This window comes from Oceanicella sp., from assembly GCF_056449545.1.
The window spans coordinates 57651-74758 of the sequence record NZ_JBWOMN010000064.1 but is presented as its reverse complement, the minus strand read 5'-3'; the positions used below and the strand labels follow the sequence as shown (position 1 = coordinate 74758).

Genomic DNA, 17108 nt, shown 5'->3' with positions numbered 1-17108 from the left:
TTCAGATCCGAAAGCCCTCGCCAAGATAGACGCGACGCACGTTTTCATCCGCGACGACCTCCTCGGGGGCGCCGCTCATCATCACATGACCGTCATGCAAGATATATGCCCGGTCGATGATTCCCAGAGTTTCGCGCACATTATGGTCGGTGATCAAGACCCCGATGCCGCGTTCCTTCAAATGCGAGACAAGTTCCCGGATTTCCCCCACGGCGATGGGATCGACCCCGGCGAAGGGTTCGTCGAGCAGCACATAGGCCGGATCCGAGGCCAGGCAGCGCGCGATCTCGACGCGTCGCCTTTCGCCCCCCGACAGCGCCTGCGCCGGGGTGCGGCGCAGATGGGTGATGGAGAATTCCGCCAGCAATTCGTCGAGCCGGGCGTTGCGCCGCCCGCGATCGGGCGCCGACAATTCCAGCACGGCGCGGATGTTCTCCTCGACCGTGAGGCCGCGGAAGATGCTCGCCTCCTGAGGCAGATAGCCGATGCCGAGCCGGGCGCGGCGATACATCGGCAGGCCGGTGACGTCGCGCCCGTCCAGTTCGATGATGCCCGAATCCACCGGAATCAGCCCGGTGATCATGTAAAAGCAGGTGGTCTTGCCGGCGCCGTTGGGGCCGAGCAGCCCCACCGCCTCGCCCCGGTGCAGTTCCAGCGACACGTCGCGCACCACGGGGCGGCGACGGAAGGTCTTGCCGATGCTGCGCGCCACAAGCCCCGGCGCGCCCGGGGCCGGGCGCAGGGCCTGCGCGGTCAGGTCGTGATCCTCGCGCGGGTTGCCGTCCATCTCGGCTCAGTTCTCTTTCTTGGCGGGAGGCGCGGCGGGGGGCTCGGCGCCGGATTTGGCGGGGGTGAAGATCGACTTCACCCGCCCGCCGGAGATCTTGCCGATCCCGGTGTTCATGTCGATGGTCAGGCGTTCGCCGGAAATGGCGTTCTCGCCCTGGGTCAGCACCACGCCGCCGCCCATGGTCACCCGCCCGGCGGTCACGTCGTAATCGGCCCAGTCGCCCTTGGCGGTCTCGGCGCCGTTGGTGAGGAAAACCTTGCCCTCGGCGCGCAGCTTGTCGATCTTGCCGGTGTCCCCGCCGCCCTCGCCCGCGTAGGAGACGATGATCTTGTCGGCGGTCATGCGCAGGGTCCCCTGCCCGGCCACCACCTCGCCCGAGAACGTCGCCACCTGTTGGCTCTGGTTGACCGCGAGACTGTCGGCGGTGATTTCGATGGGCAGGGTGGCGTCATGCTTGAACGATCCGAAGGGGCTGCTGCTCTGCGCCGCCGCGATCCCCGCCGCGCCGATCAGCGTCAGCGCCGCAAGCGCCATCCCCGTCAGCGCCCTGCATGCCGGTTTGATCATCGCCGTTGTCCCCATCTTTCGTCATTCGTCATTCGTCATTCGCCATTCGTCGCCGGGCGCCCGCCGCCCCCGACGCCGCCCCCGACGCCGCCCCCGACGCCCATGCCGGGTCCGCCCGACACTCAATACGCAGCGCCCCCCGCCTGTCCATCCGTCGCGACCGCCCAAGCGCCGCGGCCGCCCGGCCATCACGCCGCCCAAAACGTCACCTGGCGCTTTTTCGCGGCAGGAAATTCACCTTAACGCGGTTCTCGAACCAAAAGTAGTCGCCCGCGGGCAACCCGTCGGGATCGCGCAGCGCCTGTTTCTCGGATATCCGCCGCGCCCGGAAGGATCCGGCGGCGATGCTGCCGTCCGGGCCTTCGACCCGCACCGCGCCGGGCGCCTGCAGCGCGCGGTCGCGCATGCTGGCCTCGATCCGTTCGGTGCGCACCTCGTAGCCGTCCGAGGTGACGATCTTCACGCGCCCCTCAAGGGTCAGGGTGTTGGCCTTGGGCCGCAGCGCGCCGCTGGCGGCCGTCAGCCGCACGTTTCGCCCGTCCAGCCGGTCCAGATCCGCCTGCACCGCATCCAGCGTCACCAGTTCGGGGTCCGGCTGGTCCGGGGTCGCCGAATCGGCGCGGATCAGGAACGGCTCGCCGTCTTCGGTGGACCCGGCGAAGCGCGGGTTGGAGACCGACAGCCCCTCGCCCAGCGCGATCAGGTCGGCGGTGGAATAGATCAGCCCGAAATCGAATCCCGTATCCTTGGGCCACAGGAACAGCGCGCTCAGCAGCCCCAGCGCCACGAGCGGCAGCCCGATCTTCAGCCAGCGCACGGCGCGCGAATAGGTCGATCGGTCCCGGCGCGGCACGGCTCAGCCCTGATCCAGCCCGGCGCGCAGGCAATCATGCACATGCAGGATGCCCAGCGGCCGGGGCCCCGAATCGGGATCGACCACGAACAGCGAGGTGATCTTGCGCGCGTTCATCAGCGCCAGCGCCTCCTGCGCCAGCCGCCCCGGGGCGATCGAGGCGGGATCGGCGGTGGCGACCTCGCCGGCGACGCGATCCAGCAGCCCCTCCATGTTGCGCCGCAGATCGCCGTCGGTGACCGCGCCGATCAGCGCGCCGCTGTCGTCCACCACGCCGGCGACGCCAAAGCTGCGGCGGCTGATCTCCAGCAGGGTCTCGGACATGGGGGTGTCGGCGCGCACCAGCGGCAGCTGTTCGCGCGGATGCATCAGATCCGCCACCCGCACCAGCTGCGCGCCAAGCTTGCCGCCGGGGTGGAAGACGCGGAAATTTTCCGCCGTGAAGCGGCGGCGGCGCATCAGCGCCACCGCCAGCGCGTCGCCCAGCGCCATGGTCAGCGTGGTCGAGGTGGTGGGCGCCATGCCAACGGAACAGGCCTCGGGCGCGCGCGGCAGGCGCAGCGCCACGTCGGCGGCCAGCAGCAGCGGGCTTTCGGGGCGGCTCGCCACCCCGATCAGCGGGATGCGGAAGCGGCGGGAATGGGCGATCACGTCGGCCAGTTCGGGCGTGCCGCCGGAATTGGACAGCACCAGCGCCACGTCATGGCGGGTCAGCATGCCGAGATCGCCATGGCTGGCCTCGGCGGGGTGCAGGAACTGCGCCGGGGTGCCGGTGGAGGCGAGGGTGGCGGCGATCTTGCGCGCCACATGCCCGGACTTGCCCATGCCGGACACAACGATGCGCCCGGCGCAGTCATGCATCATGGCCACGGCGCGCGCGAAACCGTCATCGAGCTGACGGGCGCAGAGCGCCAGCGCCTCGGATTCGATCTGCAGCACGCGGCGCCCGGCGGCGATGTCCGCCTGCGCCTCGAATTCCGGGGTCGCGGCGGATTCGGCGCCCGGCGCGTCCGCTTCGGTCTGGCTGTCGCTCACGTCTGATCCTTACCGCTGGTCCTTGCCGCGCCCGCGCCCCCGGCGCCCTCCGATTCGCGCCGGGCCGTCGAATCGCCCATGCAAATCATCAGGCGCCGCCTGCCGGAACATGGGGCCCTTCCGGCAGCGGTCTAGTGCGCGAAAATGTCCAGATCGTTCCATCCGGCGAGATCGAGCATCGCACGATCCGGCAGAAAGTCGAAACAGGCCCGCGCCATGTCGGTCCGTCCCTCGCGCGCCAGCCGGGTTTCCAGCTCCGCCTTCAGGCGGTGCAGATACAGCACGTCGGAGGCGGCGTAGTCGAGCTGCGCCTGGCTCAGGGTCCCGGCGCCCCAATCGGAGGATTGCTGCTGCTTGGACAGATCGACGCCGATCAGTTCGTGGCACAGGTTCTTCAGCCCGTGGCGGTCGGTGTAGGTGCGCACCAGCCTGGAGGCGATCTTGGTGCACCAGACCGGGCGCGCCACGACCCCGAAGCGATGCGCCATCACCGCGATGTCAAAGCGCCCGAAATGGAACAGCTTCAGCTGCTCGGGATTGGCCAGCATGGCGACCAGATTGGGGGCCTCGGTCGCGCCCTGCGGGATGCGCACCACATGCGCGTCGCCGTCGCCCGCCGAAAGCTGCACCACGCAAAGCCGGTCGCGATGCGGGTTGAGCCCCATGGTTTCGGAATCGATGGCCACCACGGGGCCAAGGTCGAGACCGTCGGGAAGATCGCCCGTGTGGGAATGAACCGTCATGCTTTCCTCGCCCCTGCTTGCCGGGTCTCGCCTGGACCGACGTCGATTTCGCCGGCCCGGCCTCAGGAAAGTCATGGTGCCCAGGAGAAGACTCGAACTTCCACGTCCATAAGGACACTAGCACCTGAAGCTAGCGCGTCTACCAATTCCGCCACCTGGGCAGGTGTCGTGGGGCGGCTTTTAGGGGAGGGCGCGGGGGGTGTCAACGGCGGTTTTCAACGCCGCTCGCGCCGCGGTCCCGCGGCCCGGCGCCAGCCCCGCCCGGGGCCTGTCCCCGGGTCTGACCGGGTTTGGCAGGGGTTGGCCGGGGGCCCGCCGGAGACCCGCGCGCGCGCCGCCGCGCCCCGGGGCGGGGCGCCCCGGCGCGCGGCGCACCCAACTGTCGCACTCAAACGACTTGTTCCCTGGCCCGGCACGGAATATTCAGGCTTCAGGCCCATATCGCGCAGACACCCGCCCCGGACCGTCCGCTTCGCCGCCCCGCGCGGCGTTTCGGGCGACGACAAGCCCCGGCGCAGCCATCCAAGGAGAGGTTCGCATGACCGCCTCGACCCCCATCGCGACCGTGTTCGGCGGCGCCGGCTTTCTCGGCCGCTACGTGACGCAGCGCATGGCCAGGCGCGGCTGGCGCGTGCGCGTCGCGGCGCGCCGTCCCAACGAGGCGATGTTCGTGCAGACCTATGGCGACGTGGGGCAGGTGCAGCCGATCCAGGCGAATATCCGCGACGACGCCTCGTGCCGCGCCGCCATCGCCGGCGCCGATGCGGTGATCAACTGCGTGGGCATTCTCTACGAGGACCGCCGGCAGAGCTTTGACGACGTTCACGCCGCCGGCGCCGCGCGCATCGCGCGGCTGGCGGCCGAATCCGGGGCGCGGCGGCTGGTCCATGTGTCGGCCATCGGCGCCGACGCGAACAGCGAAAGCGCCTATGCGCGCTCCAAGGCGGCGGGCGAGGCGGCGGTGCTGGCGGCGGCGGCGGGGGCGGGCGCGACGATCCTGCGCCCCTCGGTGCTGTTCGGGGCCGAGGATGATTTCTTCAACCGCTTCGCGGCGCTGGCGCGCTGGTGTCCGGCGCTGCCGCTGGTCGGCGCCGACACCCGCTTCCAGCCCGCCTATGTGGATGACGTGGCCGAGGCCGCGGCCCGCGCCGCGACCGGCGAGGCGGCGCCGGGGCTCTACGAACTGGGCGGGCCGGAAATCGCCGCTTTCCGCGAATGGATGCAGCTGATGCTCGGCGTCATCCGCCGCCGGGCGCTGCTGATCGACGTGCCGCCGGGCGCGGCGCAGCCCGTGGCCTGGGCCATGGACCTGATGCAGAAGCTGAATTTCGGGCTGATTCCCAATCACGTGCTGACCCGCGACCAGATCAAGCTGCTTGCGAGCGACAACGTGGTTGCGCCGGGGGCGCGGGGCTTCGCGGAGATCGGCGTCGCCCCGGTAGCCCCCGAGGCGGTGCTGGAAAGCTACCTCTATCCCTACCGCCCCTATGGCCAGTACGAGGCGATCACCGCCAGCGCCCGCAACCTCAGGGCCTGAGCGGGGCGCGGCCTTACAGATAGACCATCGACAGCAGGCCGACGCCCAGAAACAGCCGGTAGATGACGAAGGGCGTCATGCTGGTCACGCTCAGCATGCGCATCATCAGGGTCAGCGCCGTCAGCGCGGCGACGAACGACATGCCGGTCGCCAGCGCCGAATCGAGCCGCAGCGCCGCGTCGCCGCTTTCGATCAGATCCTTGGACAGCAGCGCCCCGGCGGCGATGATGGTGGGGATCGACATCAGCATCGACAGCCGCGCCGAATCCACCCGGTCATAGCCCAGCGCCCGCGCCGCGGTCATGGTTACGCCCGAACGCGACACCCCGGGGATCAGCGCCACCGCCTGCGCCAGCCCCATCAGCGCCGCGTCGCGCCAGGTCCAGCTTTCCCAGTCCCGGACCTGCGGCCCGAAGCGGTCGGCGAGCCACAGCACGACGCCGAAGACCAGCGTCGTCCAGCCGATGATCTCGACTGCCACGCCCTCGGCGCGCATGGCCTCGTGCAGGCCGGTGATCTTCATCGCCAGCCCGGCGACCATCACCGGCGCCGTCGCCAGCGCCAGCATCAGCGCCAGCCGCGCCTGGGGCGTCCGAAAGCGGCCGGTGAGCACATGCCCGGCCCCGACCAGCGCGCCCGCGACCTCCTTGCGAAAGAACACGATGACCGCGAACAGCGTGCCCACATGCAGCGACACGTCGATGAGCAGCCCCTGATCCTCGGCCCCGGTCAGCGCCGGGAACAGGATCAGATGCGCCGAGGACGAGATCGGCAGGAATTCGGTGACGCCCTGGATGAGCGCGGTGAGCAGCAGGTTGAGTTCGGACATGCGCAGCGGCGCCTTCTTGCGGTTTCCGGGTCGGCCCGGACCCGCGGCCCGCGCTCTGGCGCATGGTCTAGCGCGGATCGGCGGCGCCTGTAAGTCGGCGCGACCTTGCGTCGAAAAAATTAAATCGGCGTCAAGGCCGGGGTCGTAAGCAAAACGATACTATTTCCCATCAACGCCCCGGCGCGCGCCCGGAGCCAACGGCGCTGCGGCGGCATTATGTCAGCAGTCATGACTTTTCATTCGCGCATCGCTGCGATAGAACCCCGGGACGCCTGCATCGGGCGAGCGATGCGGGCGGTATTGCCGTCTGACGGATTTGGAGAGGCGAAAATGGTCCAGAAGATGTTGAAATTCGTCGATGTGCCGCGCGAGATGCCGGAGAAGCGCAGCGCCGAAGACCGGCGCGACGATTTTCACGAGATCTACCGCGAATTCGCCGCCGCGCGCGCCGCGCAGCAGGCCGCGCGCTGTTCGCAATGCGGCGTGCCCTTCTGCCAGACCCATTGCCCGCTGCACAACAACATTCCCGACTGGCTGCGCATGACCGCCGAGGGCCGGCTGGAGGAGGCCTACGAACTGTCCCAGGCCACCAACGCCTTCCCCGAGATCTGCGGCCGCATCTGCCCGCAGGACCGGCTCTGCGAGGGCAATTGCGTCATCGAGCAGTCGGGCCACGGCACCGTGACCATCGGCTCGGTGGAAAAATACATCACCGACACGGCCTGGGAAAACGGCTGGGTGAAACCCATCGTCCCGACGCTCGAGCGCCCTGAAAGCGTCGGGATCATCGGCGCCGGGCCGGGCGGGCTCGCCGCCGCCGACGCCCTGCGCCGCGACGGCTTTCAGGTCACGGTCTATGACCGCCACGACCGCGCCGGCGGGCTGCTGACCTATGGCATCCCCAGCTTCAAGCTGGAAAAGCCCGTGGTGATGCGCCGCAACGCGCAGCTGGAGGCCGGCGGGGTGAAATTCGCGCTGAACTGCGACATCGGCGGCGACGGGCCCGGCGATCTGGCTTTCGACGCGGTGCGCGAAAGACATGACGCGGTGCTGATCGCCACCGGGGTCTACAAGGCGCGCGCCCTTGGCGGGCCGGGCGCCGGGCTGAAGGGGATCGAGAAGGCGCTCGACTACCTGATCGCCGCCAACCGCCGCAGCTTCGGCGACCATGTGCCGGACTTCGAGAGCGGCGCGCTGAACGCCGCGGGCAAGGCCGTGGTGGTGATCGGCGGCGGCGACACGGCGATGGACTGCGTGCGCACCGCGATTCGCCAGGGCGCGGCATCGGTGAAATGCCTGTATCGGCGGGACCGGGCCAACATGCCCGGCTCCATGCGCGAGGTCGCCAACGCCGAGGAGGAGGGCGTGGAGTTCGTCTGGCTCGCCGCCCCGCGCGGCTTCGACGGCGACGCCGCGGTGACCGGGGTCAGGGCGATCCGCATGCGGCTCGGGGCGCCGGACATGTCGGGGCGCCGGGCGCCGGAGGAAATCGAGGGGTCGGATTACGTGGAAAAGGCCGATCTGGTGATCACCGCGCTCGGCTTCGAGCCGGAGCCGCTGGGCGAGATCTGGGCGCAGCCGGCGCTGGAGCTGACCGGCTGGGGCACGGTGAAGACGGATTTCCGCAGCCACGCGACCTCGCTGCCCGGGGTCTACGCGGCGGGCGACGTGGTGCGCGGCGCGTCGCTGGTGGTCTGGGCGATCCGCGACGGGCAGGAGGCGGCGCAGGCGATCGCGACCCGGCTCGACGCCGCGCGGGCGGTGGCGGCGGAGTGAGCCGCGCCGGGGCCGCAGCGGCGAGACCGCCGACGGGCGCCGTCGGCAGGGGGGGCGCAGTCTGCGCCGGCGCCGCGTCACGGCGCGGGCAAGCACGGAGAGACCTCGCATGACCACGAGAACCGGCAAATGCCTGTGCGGCGCGGTGCGCTTCACCGCGAATGACATGGATTCGAATTTCAGCGCCTGCCACTGCGCCATGTGCCGGCGCTGGACCAGCGGGCCCTTCCTCGCCGCCAAGGCGAAGCTGACCGATCTGCGGGGCGAGGCCGACATCGCCGCCTTTCGATCCTCGGACTGGGCCGAGCGCTGTTTCTGCGCCAGATGCGGGACCAGCCTGTTTTACCGGGTGACCGCGCCGGGCGCCCATGCGGGCGACGTGCATCTGTCGGTGGGCGCGCTCGACGACATGGGCGGCATGACCCTGGCGTCGGAACTTTTCGTGGACGAAAAACCCGCCGGCTACGCCTTCGCCGGCGCGACGAAGAAGATGACCGGCGCCGAGGCCTTCGCGATGTTCGCGCCCTCGGGCGAGGGGTGACGGGCGCCCTGCCCGCCCCGCGCGGCTGAACGCGCAACCGAACCAGACCAGACTTGAGAAACGGGAGCTTCCGGCATGACCGAATACGACGCCAGATGGGCCGCTGACCACGACGCCCGCCGCCGGGAGATCGCCCGCACGGGCCTGTATCGCGAGGAGGACGAGCATTCGTCCTGCGGCGTCGGGCTGGTGGTGGCCATCGACGGCAAGCCGCGCCGCCAGGTGGTGAGAAACGCCATCGCCGCGCTGAGCGCGGTCTGGCATCGCGGCGCGGTGGACGCGGACGGCAAGACCGGCGACGGCGCCGGGATCCATGTGCAGATCCCGCTGCGCTTCTTCCACGACCAGATCCGGCGCACCGGGCATGAACCGGGGGGCGAACTGATCGCCGTGGGCATGGTGTTCCTGCCGCGCGCCGATTTCGGCGCGCAGGAGACCTGCCGCACCATCGTCGAAAGCGAAGTGCTGCGCATGGGGCACTACATCTACGGCTGGCGCCATGTGCCGGTGGACATCTCGGTGCTCGGCGAAAAGGCCAACGCCACGCGCCCCGAAATCGAGCAGATCCTGATCTCCAACGCCACCGGCGTCGACGAGGAGACCTTCGAGCGCGAGCTCTACGTGATCCGCCGCCGCATCGAGAAGGCGGTGGCGGCGGCGCAGGTGAACGGGTTCTACGTCTGCTCCATGTCCTGCCGCTCGGTGATCTACAAGGGCATGATGCTGGCCGAGCAGGTGAGCGTGTTCTACCCCGATCTCGAGGATGACCGCTTCGCGTCCGCCTTCGCCATCTATCATCAGCGCTATTCCACCAACACCTTCCCGCAATGGTGGCTGGCGCAGCCGTTCCGCATGCTGGCCCATAACGGCGAGATCAACACGCTGAAGGGCAACATGAACTGGATGAAGAGCCACGAGATCCGCATGGCCAGCAGCTATTTCGGCGACCTCGCCGAGGACATCAAGCCGATCGTGGCGCAGGGGGCGTCGGATTCGGCCGCGCTGGACGCGGTGTTCGAGGTGCTGGTGCGCGCCGGGCGCCCGGCGCCCATGGCCAAGACCATGATGGTGCCCGAAGCCTGGTCCAAGACCGCGTCGCGCATGCCGCAGGCCTGGTCGGACATGTACGCCTATTCCAATTCGGTGATGGAGCCCTGGGACGGCCCGGCCGCGCTGGCCATGACCGACGGGCGCTGGGTCTGCGCCGGGCTCGACCGCAACGGGCTGCGCCCGCTGCGCTACGTGGTCACCGGCGACGGGCTGCTGGTGGCCGGGTCGGAAACCGGCATGGTGCCGATCTGCGAAACCGAGGTGAAGGAAAAGGGCGCGCTGGGGCCGGGGCAGATGCTGGGCGTGGACATGGCGCGCGGCGTGCTGCTGCACGACGCCGAGATCAAGGACGAACTGGCGCAGTCCTCGCCCTTCGGCGACTGGATCGAGAAGGTCACCGACCTGGAGACCACCGTCGCCGACGCCCCCGAACCCCGGCTGTTCGACCGCCCCGAGCTGCGCCGCCGCCAGATCGCCGCGGGCTATTCGATCGAAGAGCTGGAGATGATCCTCCACCCCATGGCCGAGGACGCCAAGGAGGTGCTCGCCTCCATGGGCGACGACACGCCCTCGGCGGTGCTGTCGGAACGCTACCGCCCGCTCAGCCATTTCTTCCGGCAGAATTTCAGCCAGGTGACCAACCCGCCCATCGACAGCCTGCGCGAACACCGGGTGATGTCGCTGAAGACCCGTTTCGGCAATCTCAAGAACGTGCTCGATCAGGACAGCTCGCAGACCGAGATCCTGACCCTGGAAAGCCCGTTCGTGTCCACCGGCCGATTCGAGGCGATGAAATCGGCTTTCGGCGACAGCGTGCGCGAGATCGACTGCACCTTCCCCGCGATGGGCGAGCCCGGCGCGCTGCGCCATGAACTGCACCGCATCCGCACCGAGGCCGAGGAGGCGGTGCGCGCCGGGCTCGGGCATCTGATCCTCACCGACGCGAACAGCTGCGAGGCGCGCGCGGCGATGCCGATGATTCTGGCCACCTCGGCGGTGCATTCCTGGCTGACCGCCAAGGGGCTGCGCACCTTCTGCTCGCTGAATCTGCGTTCGGCGGAATGCGTTGATCCGCATTACTTCGCGGTGCTGATCGGCGCCGGGGCGACCACGGTCAACGCCTATCTGGCGCAGGATTCGCTGGCCGACCGGATCGACCGCGGGCTGCTCGACATGTCGCTGAAGACCGCCGTGGCGCGGTATCGCGAGGCGATCGACCAAGGGTTGCTGAAGATCATGTCGAAGATGGGGATCTCGGTGATCTCGTCCTATCGCGGCGGGCTGAATTTCGAGGCCGTGGGGCTGAGCCGCGCCATGGTGGCGGAATATTTCCCGGGCATGCAGAGCCGCATCTCCGGCATCGGCGTCGCAGGCATCCAGCGCAAGATGCAGGCGGTGCATGACAGCGCCTACCGGCAGGGGCGCGACATCCTGCCCATCGGCGGGCTCTACAAGGCGCGGCGCAACGGCGAGACCCACGCCTGGGGCGCGCGGCTGATGCACATGATGCAGAACGCCTGCGACACCGGCGATTTCGCCATATGGCGCAAGTATTCCGAGGGCATGCGGGCGCTGCCGCCGATCCATCTGCGCGACCTGCTGGATTTCAAGCCCTCGGGCGGGCCCGTGCCGCTGGACGAGGTCGAGAGCATCACCTCGATCCGCAAGCGGTTCGTGACCCCGGGCATGAGTCTCGGCGCGCTCAGCCCCGAGGCGCACAAGACGCTGAACATCGCCATGAACCGCATCGGGGCCAAGTCCGATTCCGGCGAGGGCGGCGAGGATCCCAGGCATTTCCACCCCGAGCCCAACGGCGACAATCCCTCGGCCAAGATCAAGCAGGTGGCCTCGGGCCGATTCGGGGTGACGGCGGAATACCTCAACCATTGCGAGGAGATCGAGATCAAGGTGGCCCAGGGCGCCAAGCCCGGCGAGGGCGGGCAATTGCCCGGCTTCAAGGTCACCGAGATGATCGCCCGCCTGCGCCATTCGACCCCCGGCGTGACGCTGATCTCGCCGCCGCCCCATCACGACATCTATTCCATCGAGGACCTGGCGCAGCTGATCTACGACCTCAAGCAGATCAACCCCGACGCCAAGGTCTGCGTGAAGCTGGTGGCCGCCTCCGGCGTCGGCACCATCGCCGCCGGGGTGGCCAAGGCCAAGGCCGACGTGATCCTGATTTCCGGGCATAACGGCGGCACCGGGGCGTCCCCGGCGACGTCGATCAAATACGTGGGCCTGCCCTGGGAAATGGGTCTGTCCGAGGGCCATCAGGTGCTGGCGCTCAACAACCTGCGCGACCGGGTGACGCTGCGCACCGACGGCGGCCTGCGCACCGGGCGCGACATCGTCATCGCGGCGATGATGGGGGCCGAGGAATACGGCATCGGCACCGCGGCGCTGATCGCCATGGGCTGCATCATGGTGCGCCAGTGCCAGTCCAACACCTGCCCGGTGGGGGTCTGCGTGCAGGACCCGCGCCTGCGCGAAAAATTCACCGGCAGCGCCGACAAGGTGGTCAACCTCATCACCTTCTACGCGCAGGAGGTGCGCGAGATCCTCGCCGCGATCGGCGCGCGGTCATTGAACGAGGTGATCGGGCGCGCCGACCTGCTGACGCAGGTGTCGCGGGGCTCGGCGCATCTCGACGATCTCGACCTGAACCCGATGCTGATCAAGATCGACGAGGGCCACGACATCGACTACGACCGCGCCCGCCCGCGCCAGACGGTGCTCGACACGCTGGACGCGCAGATCGTCGCCGACGCCCAGCCGTTCTTCAGGGACGGCGAGAAGATGGAGCTGAGCTACACGGTGCAGAACACCCTGCGCACCATCGGCGCGCGGGTGTCGAGCCAGATCGTGCGCCGCTTCGGCATGCGCAATGATCTGCAGGCGGATCACCTGACCGTGCGGCTGAACGGATCGGCCGGGCAGTCGCTGGGGGCCTTCGCCGCGCCGGGGCTGAAGCTGGAGGTGTTCGGCGACGCCAACGACTACGTGGGCAAGGGGCTGTCGGGGGGCGTGATCGTGGTGCGCCCGCCGCTCAACAGCCCGCTGGTCCCCCAGGACAACACCATCATCGGCAACACCGTGCTGTACGGGGCCACGGCGGGCAAGCTGTTCGCCAACGGCCGCGCCGGGGAACGGTTTTGCGTGCGCAATTCCGGGGCCGACGTGGTGGTGGAGGGCTGCGGCTCGAACGGCTGCGAATACATGACCGGCGGCACGGCGGTGATTCTGGGCCGCGTGGGCGACAATTTCGGCGCGGGCATGAGCGGCGGCATGGCCTTCGTCTATGACCGCGACCGGGATTTCGAGGCCCGCGCCAACCCCGAAACGCTGGTGATCCAGCCCCTGCGCGCGGCGCATTGGGAAAGCGTGCTGCGCGGCCTGATCGAGGCGCATCTGGCGCAGACCGGCTCGCCCCACGCGGCGCAGATCCTGCGCGACTGGGATCTGGTGCGCAGCCGGTTCCTGCAGATCTGCCCCAAGGAAATGGTGGACCGCATCGCGCATCCGCTGTCCGACGAGCCCGAGGCGGCGATCGCCTGACGCGCCCCCCCCCCTCCGACCCCGACCCTCGGGATCGGGGGGGGGCATCTATCGGTTTTTCCCGGTCTGACGCCCGGCGGCGGGGTTCACTGCCCGCCGTTGATCATCGCCAGGTTTTCGCGCGCCATGTCGCCCACCGTGGTGTTGGCCTTGGCGATCACCGTGCGTTCGCCGGGTTTCTTCGAACAGGGCGCGGCGGCGCTGCCCACCGGCTGATCGGCGCCCAGCTCGATGGCCTTCCGGTAATTGGCCGCGGCCAGATCGGTCTTGCCCAGCCGTTGCTGCGCCACCCCCAGCCCAAGCCGGTAATACGGGTTTTCGGGCGCATCGCGCGAGGCGCGGGTGTAAAGCAGCTCCGCCGCCTCGAAATCGCATTCGGCGATGGCGGTGAGCCCGGCATAGCCGATGGAGCTGTGTTCGCGGCGCGGCGCCGTGCAGGCGGCCGCGACGGCGAGCGCGGCGCCGCAGATGATAAGCTTGCCATAGAGCATGATGTCTCCGTCCGTCGTTCGGGGCGCGCGCGGGGGCCGAAACGCAGGACCTGGCGCGCGAGATTGGGCAGGCTACGAAACACCGTCCCGCCAAGGCTAGGGCCTCCCGGCGCGCGGGACAAGGCGCCGCTGCGCGGGGCTTTCGCCGCGGCGCGGTCTCCGGTTGCATTGCGCGGCGCGAAGATGCAGTTTCCGCAAACCCCGTTCCCGGTTCCCGGATGCTTGCCCCATGCGCCGTCTCCACCACCTGCCCCTGTCGCCGTTCTGTCGGAAAGTCCGCCTCGCGCTCGCCGAAAAGCGCATCGAGGTGGAACTGGTCGAGGAGGCGCCATGGCAGCGCGAGCTGGATTTCCTGCGCCTCAACCCGGCCGCCCGCGTGCCGGTCTTCGTCGATGACGACGCCACGATCGTCGCCGACAGCGCCGCCATCACCGAATATCTGGAGGAAACCCGCCCCGAACGCCCGCTGCTGCCCAAGGCCCCCGCCGCGCGCGCCGAAACAAGGCGGCTGGTGGCCTGGTTCGACGACAAGATGCAGGCCGAGGTGACCGCCAATCTGGTCGAGGAGCGGGTGATGAAGAAGATGCGCGGCGGCGGCCACCCCGACAGCGCCCGCATCCGCGCCGGGTCGCGCAACATGAACGTGCATCTGGAATACATCGGCTGGCTGGTGGATCAGCGCAAATGGCTGGCGGGCGAGGAACTGACCATCGCCGATTTCGCCGCCGCCGCGCATCTGAGCTGCCTCGACTACATCGGCGACGTGGACTGGCGCGTCTCGCCCCCGGCCAAGGACTGGTATGCGCGCATCAAGTCGCGCCCGGCGTTCCGCTCGATCCTGTCGGATCACCTGTCGGGCTTTCCGCCCCCGGCCCATTACGCCGATCTGGATTTTTAGGCTGCGCGCGCGCGCCGCCCCCCGTGATTCCGGCGGCGCCGCGCGGCGCCGCCGAAACGGTGGGCGCAACCGGTCGGGCCGGTCAGGCCGACAGCAGCCGGGGCGTCACCAGGCCGGACCGCTCGAGCCCGCGAACCGCCTTGGCGCCGCCCAGCACCGCCAGATCCACCAGCGGTTCGAGCACGACCACCAGCATGTAGGCGGCCCCGAAGCTGGTCACGGCGGCGACGGACTCGGCCCCGAAGCCCTGCCCGTAGAAGGCCCAGAACGCCACCCAGGCGACCACCCCGCCCTGATAGGCGGCGGACAGGGCCAGCGCCTGCCCGTAGCCCAGATCGGCGTAGCGCAGCCCCGGCGCGATGATCCGCGCCGCCAGCCCGCGCATCATGAACAGCGGAAAGATCAGCGTCGCCACGTTCATCCCGTATTGGGGCAGGTCCGCGGGCGCGAAGAACAGCCCCTGGATCAGCAGCCCTGTCGCCAGCCCGATCGCCGCCGGGCCGGCGCCGAAGATCAGGAAAAGCGTCGACCCGAGGATCAGATGCACCTCGGACACCCCGACCGGCCAGTGGGGCATCACCTCGAAAAAGCAGAACACGGCGGCGGCGGCGAGCCCGCTGCGCGCGGCGAACCCGCCGAGCCCCGCATCGCGGATGGTCTGGCGGCCGGCGCGGGCGGCAAGCCCGAAAGCCCCCGCCGCCGCGGCGTAGCCGAGCGCCGCCTTGGCGCCGACGACGAGTCCCGGTTCGATATGCATGATGGTGGTCCTTCCTTGACGCCGCGCATGCCCCGCGCGGCCTTGATGATGCGCGATGGAAGGATCGGGACGCGGCCGCGCGCCGGGCGCGACCGCGCCCGCGACGCCCTCCGCATCGCGCGCGCCAACGCTTTTCGGCCGGTCTCCGGGCTTGCGAGAAGCGGTCCCGCGACCGCCGGCGACGCCGCCTTCCCACGCATCGCGCAGTGGCATGATGGCATCGCTGTCCTCGCCCACCGTTGCGGGGGCAGCGCCGGACTGACCCGCCGGCGCGATGCGCGCGGCGGGGGTCACCGGCTTCCCGTTTCGCCCTTGGCGGCCGCGAGGCCTCGGGGCGCCGAAAGGCCCGGGCAAGGTTTCAGCGCCGGGAAGGTTCGTCAAGACCCGGAGGGCCGGCGATGACCGGACCAGACGCCGCAGCCCCGGGGGCCGAGCTGAAGGCGGCGCTGGCGGCGCAGGCAAGGCGCGAGGGTTTTGCGGCCATGGGCGTCTGCCGCCCCGACGCGACGCCGCTTGCGGCGCCGCGGCTGCGCGCCTTTCTCGACAAGGGGCGCCATGGCGACATGCAGTGGATGGCGGCGCGCGAGACCTGGCGCGGCTCCGCCGCCGCACTGTGGCCCGAGGCGCGCGCGGTGGCGATGCTGGCCGAACCCTACACGCCGCGCGACGACCCGCTGGCGCTGCTCGATCACCGGGACCGGGGCGCGATCTCGGTCTATGCGCGCAATCGCGACTATCACGACCCGCTGAAGAAACGCCTGAAACGGCTGGGGCGCTGGCTGATCGAACGGGCCGGCGGCGACATCAAGGTGTTCGTCGACACCGCGCCGGTGATGGAAAAGCCGCTGGCGGCGGCGGCGGGGCTGGGCTGGCAGGGCAAGCACACCAATCTGCTGTCGCGGGATCTGGGCAACTGGTTTTTTCTGGGCGCGATCTTCACCACGCTGGATCTGCCGCCGGATCCGCCGGGGGCGGAGCGTTGCGGGTCGTGCCGGCGCTGTCTCGACATCTGCCCGACAGCGGCGTTTCCGGCGCCGTTTCAACTGGATGCGCGGCGCTGCATTTCCTACCTGACCATCGAGCTGAAGGGCCCGATCCCGCGCCCGATGCGCCCGCTGATCGGCAACCGCATCTATGGCTGCGACGATTGCCTTGCGGTCTGCCCGTGGAACAAGTTCGCGCAGGCCGCCTCGGAGGCCGGGTATCTGGCGCGGGTGGAATTGACGCGGCCGCTGCTGGCGCAATTCGCCGGGTTGGACGAGGCCGGGTTTCGCGACATGTTCCGGGCGTCGCCGATCAAGCGCATCGGGCGCGCGCGATTCCTGCGCAACGTGCTGACCGCGATCGGCAATTCAGGCATGGAATCGCTGGCCCCGTCGGCCCGCGCCCGGCTGGACGATTCCGAACCGCTGGTGCGCGGCGCGGCGGTCTGGGCGCTGTCGCGGCTGATCCCGCGCGCCGCGCTGGCGGCGCTGGCCCGCCCGGACGCCGACCCGGAGGTCGCCGAGGAATGGCGCGCGGCGCTCGAAGACGATGCGGGCGATGACGGGCTTGGGGCGGGTGCCGCGCCCGGGTCGCCCTCGCCACGATCCGCCTGAACAGCCGGGGGCGGCGGTCGCCCGTCAGGCCCGGCGCTCGCGGCTGCGCCGCATCGGGAAGGACCCGGGCCGGCCGGCGGCGGCA

The 17108-nt window shown here is 69.8% G+C and carries 14 protein-coding genes, 1 tRNA gene and 1 riboswitch; of the genes, 6 read left to right on the top strand and 9 right to left on the bottom strand.

Going from position 1 to position 17108, the window contains the following annotated elements; genetic code table 11:
• Window position 1 precedes the first annotated feature (1 nt).
• The 6 genes from lptB to AC1HC7_RS08945 form a co-directional block, all read right to left on the bottom strand.
• Complete coding sequence (lptB, locus tag AC1HC7_RS08970; protein ID WP_479495515.1) at window positions 2-787, bottom strand: LPS export ABC transporter ATP-binding protein; 786 nt, start codon at window positions 785-787, stop codon at window positions 2-4.
• A gap of 6 nt (window positions 788-793) precedes the next feature.
• A complete protein-coding gene (gene lptA / locus AC1HC7_RS08965) occupies window positions 794-1357 on the bottom strand; it encodes a lipopolysaccharide transport periplasmic protein LptA (RefSeq protein WP_479495516.1) in 564 nt (187 codons plus the stop codon).
• A gap of 205 nt (window positions 1358-1562) precedes the next feature.
• Complete coding sequence (lptC, locus tag AC1HC7_RS08960; RefSeq protein WP_479495517.1) at window positions 1563-2210, bottom strand: LPS export ABC transporter periplasmic protein LptC; 648 nt, start codon at window positions 2208-2210, stop codon at window positions 1563-1565.
• A 3-nt stretch (window positions 2211-2213) separates the two neighbouring features.
• Window positions 2214-3167 carry a KpsF/GutQ family sugar-phosphate isomerase gene (locus tag AC1HC7_RS08955; protein WP_479495623.1) on the bottom strand — a complete coding sequence of 318 codons (954 nt, stop codon included), beginning with the start codon at window positions 3165-3167 and terminating at the stop codon, window positions 2214-2216.
• A 209-nt stretch (window positions 3168-3376) separates the two neighbouring features.
• Window positions 3377-3988, bottom strand: a complete 612-nt coding sequence (locus tag AC1HC7_RS08950; RefSeq protein WP_479495518.1) for a ribonuclease D — start codon at window positions 3986-3988, stop codon at window positions 3377-3379.
• 74 nt (window positions 3989-4062) lie between these two features.
• A tRNA-Leu gene (locus tag AC1HC7_RS08945) sits at window positions 4063-4149 on the bottom strand.
• Window positions 4150-4526: 377 nt separating this feature from the next.
• Here AC1HC7_RS08945 and AC1HC7_RS08940 point away from each other — a divergent pair.
• Window positions 4527-5525, top strand: coding sequence for a complex I NDUFA9 subunit family protein (locus tag AC1HC7_RS08940; RefSeq protein ID WP_479495519.1), 999 nt, complete (start codon window positions 4527-4529; stop codon window positions 5523-5525).
• 13 nt (window positions 5526-5538) lie between these two features.
• On the opposite strand, the gene AC1HC7_RS08935 is transcribed toward AC1HC7_RS08940, so the two are convergent.
• Entirely contained in the window at window positions 5539-6354 is an 816-nt protein-coding gene (locus AC1HC7_RS08935) for an undecaprenyl-diphosphate phosphatase (RefSeq protein ID WP_479498942.1), read from the bottom strand.
• A gap of 330 nt (window positions 6355-6684) precedes the next feature.
• Between AC1HC7_RS08935 and AC1HC7_RS08930 the strand changes: the two genes are divergently transcribed.
• From AC1HC7_RS08930 to gltB, 3 genes are all read left to right on the top strand, one after another.
• Complete coding sequence (locus tag AC1HC7_RS08930; protein WP_479495521.1) at window positions 6685-8130, top strand: NAD(P)-dependent oxidoreductase; 1446 nt, start codon at window positions 6685-6687, stop codon at window positions 8128-8130.
• Between the two features lie 109 nt (window positions 8131-8239).
• Complete coding sequence (locus AC1HC7_RS08925) at window positions 8240-8671, top strand: GFA family protein (RefSeq protein WP_479495522.1); 432 nt, start codon at window positions 8240-8242, stop codon at window positions 8669-8671.
• A gap of 75 nt (window positions 8672-8746) precedes the next feature.
• The gene (gene gltB / locus AC1HC7_RS08920) at window positions 8747-13279 is read left to right on the top strand and encodes a glutamate synthase large subunit (RefSeq protein ID WP_479495523.1); all 4533 of its coding nucleotides are present in this window, start codon (window positions 8747-8749) and stop codon (window positions 13277-13279) included.
• Window positions 13280-13365: 86 nt separating this feature from the next.
• Here the strand turns inward: gltB and AC1HC7_RS08915 are convergent, their stop codons facing one another.
• Complete coding sequence (locus AC1HC7_RS08915) at window positions 13366-13770, bottom strand: hypothetical protein (RefSeq protein WP_479495524.1); 405 nt, start codon at window positions 13768-13770, stop codon at window positions 13366-13368.
• 229 nt (window positions 13771-13999) lie between these two features.
• Here AC1HC7_RS08915 and fzlA point away from each other — a divergent pair, with 229 nt between their 5' ends.
• Window positions 14000-14668 (top strand): FtsZ-binding protein FzlA, encoded by a 669-nt coding sequence (gene fzlA, locus AC1HC7_RS08910; RefSeq protein ID WP_479495525.1) that lies wholly within the window; start codon window positions 14000-14002, stop codon window positions 14666-14668.
• 82 nt (window positions 14669-14750) lie between these two features.
• Here fzlA and AC1HC7_RS08905 read toward each other — a convergent pair whose 3' ends face one another.
• Window positions 14751-15425: an energy-coupling factor ABC transporter permease gene (locus AC1HC7_RS08905; RefSeq protein ID WP_479495526.1), complete on the bottom strand. Its 675-nt coding sequence runs from the start codon at window positions 15423-15425 to the stop codon at window positions 14751-14753.
• Between the two features lie 119 nt (window positions 15426-15544).
• Window positions 15545-15782, bottom strand: a riboswitch (cobalamin riboswitch).
• 41 nt (window positions 15783-15823) lie between these two features.
• Here AC1HC7_RS08905 and queG point away from each other — a divergent pair.
• Window positions 15824-17023: a tRNA epoxyqueuosine(34) reductase QueG gene (gene queG, locus AC1HC7_RS08900; protein WP_479495527.1), complete on the top strand. Its 1200-nt coding sequence runs from the start codon at window positions 15824-15826 to the stop codon at window positions 17021-17023.
• Window positions 17024-17108: the final 85 nt, after the last annotated feature.

Excerpts from the sequence above, each read along its gene's own strand:
- lptB (WP_479495515.1), bottom strand. The coding sequence starts at position 787 with ATGGACGGCAACCCGCGCGAGGATCACGACCTGACCGCGCAGGCCCTG.
- lptA (WP_479495516.1), bottom strand. The coding sequence starts at position 1,357 with ATGATCAAACCGGCATGCAGGGCGCTGACGGGGATGGCGCTTGCGGCG.
- AC1HC7_RS08950 (WP_479495518.1), bottom strand. The coding sequence starts at position 3,988 with ATGACGGTTCATTCCCACACGGGCGATCTTCCCGACGGTCTCGACCTT.
- AC1HC7_RS08940 (WP_479495519.1), top strand. The coding sequence starts at position 4,527 with ATGACCGCCTCGACCCCCATCGCGACCGTGTTCGGCGGCGCCGGCTTT.
- AC1HC7_RS08935 (WP_479498942.1), bottom strand. The coding sequence starts at position 6,354 with ATGTCCGAACTCAACCTGCTGCTCACCGCGCTCATCCAGGGCGTCACC.
- AC1HC7_RS08930 (WP_479495521.1), top strand. The coding sequence starts at position 6,685 with ATGGTCCAGAAGATGTTGAAATTCGTCGATGTGCCGCGCGAGATGCCG.
- AC1HC7_RS08925 (WP_479495522.1), top strand. The coding sequence starts at position 8,240 with ATGACCACGAGAACCGGCAAATGCCTGTGCGGCGCGGTGCGCTTCACC.
- gltB (WP_479495523.1), top strand. The coding sequence starts at position 8,747 with ATGACCGAATACGACGCCAGATGGGCCGCTGACCACGACGCCCGCCGC.
- AC1HC7_RS08915 (WP_479495524.1), bottom strand. The coding sequence starts at position 13,770 with ATGCTCTATGGCAAGCTTATCATCTGCGGCGCCGCGCTCGCCGTCGCG.
- fzlA (WP_479495525.1), top strand. The coding sequence starts at position 14,000 with ATGCGCCGTCTCCACCACCTGCCCCTGTCGCCGTTCTGTCGGAAAGTC.
- AC1HC7_RS08905 (WP_479495526.1), bottom strand. The coding sequence starts at position 15,425 with ATGCATATCGAACCGGGACTCGTCGTCGGCGCCAAGGCGGCGCTCGGC.
- queG (WP_479495527.1), top strand. The coding sequence starts at position 15,824 with ATGACCGGACCAGACGCCGCAGCCCCGGGGGCCGAGCTGAAGGCGGCG.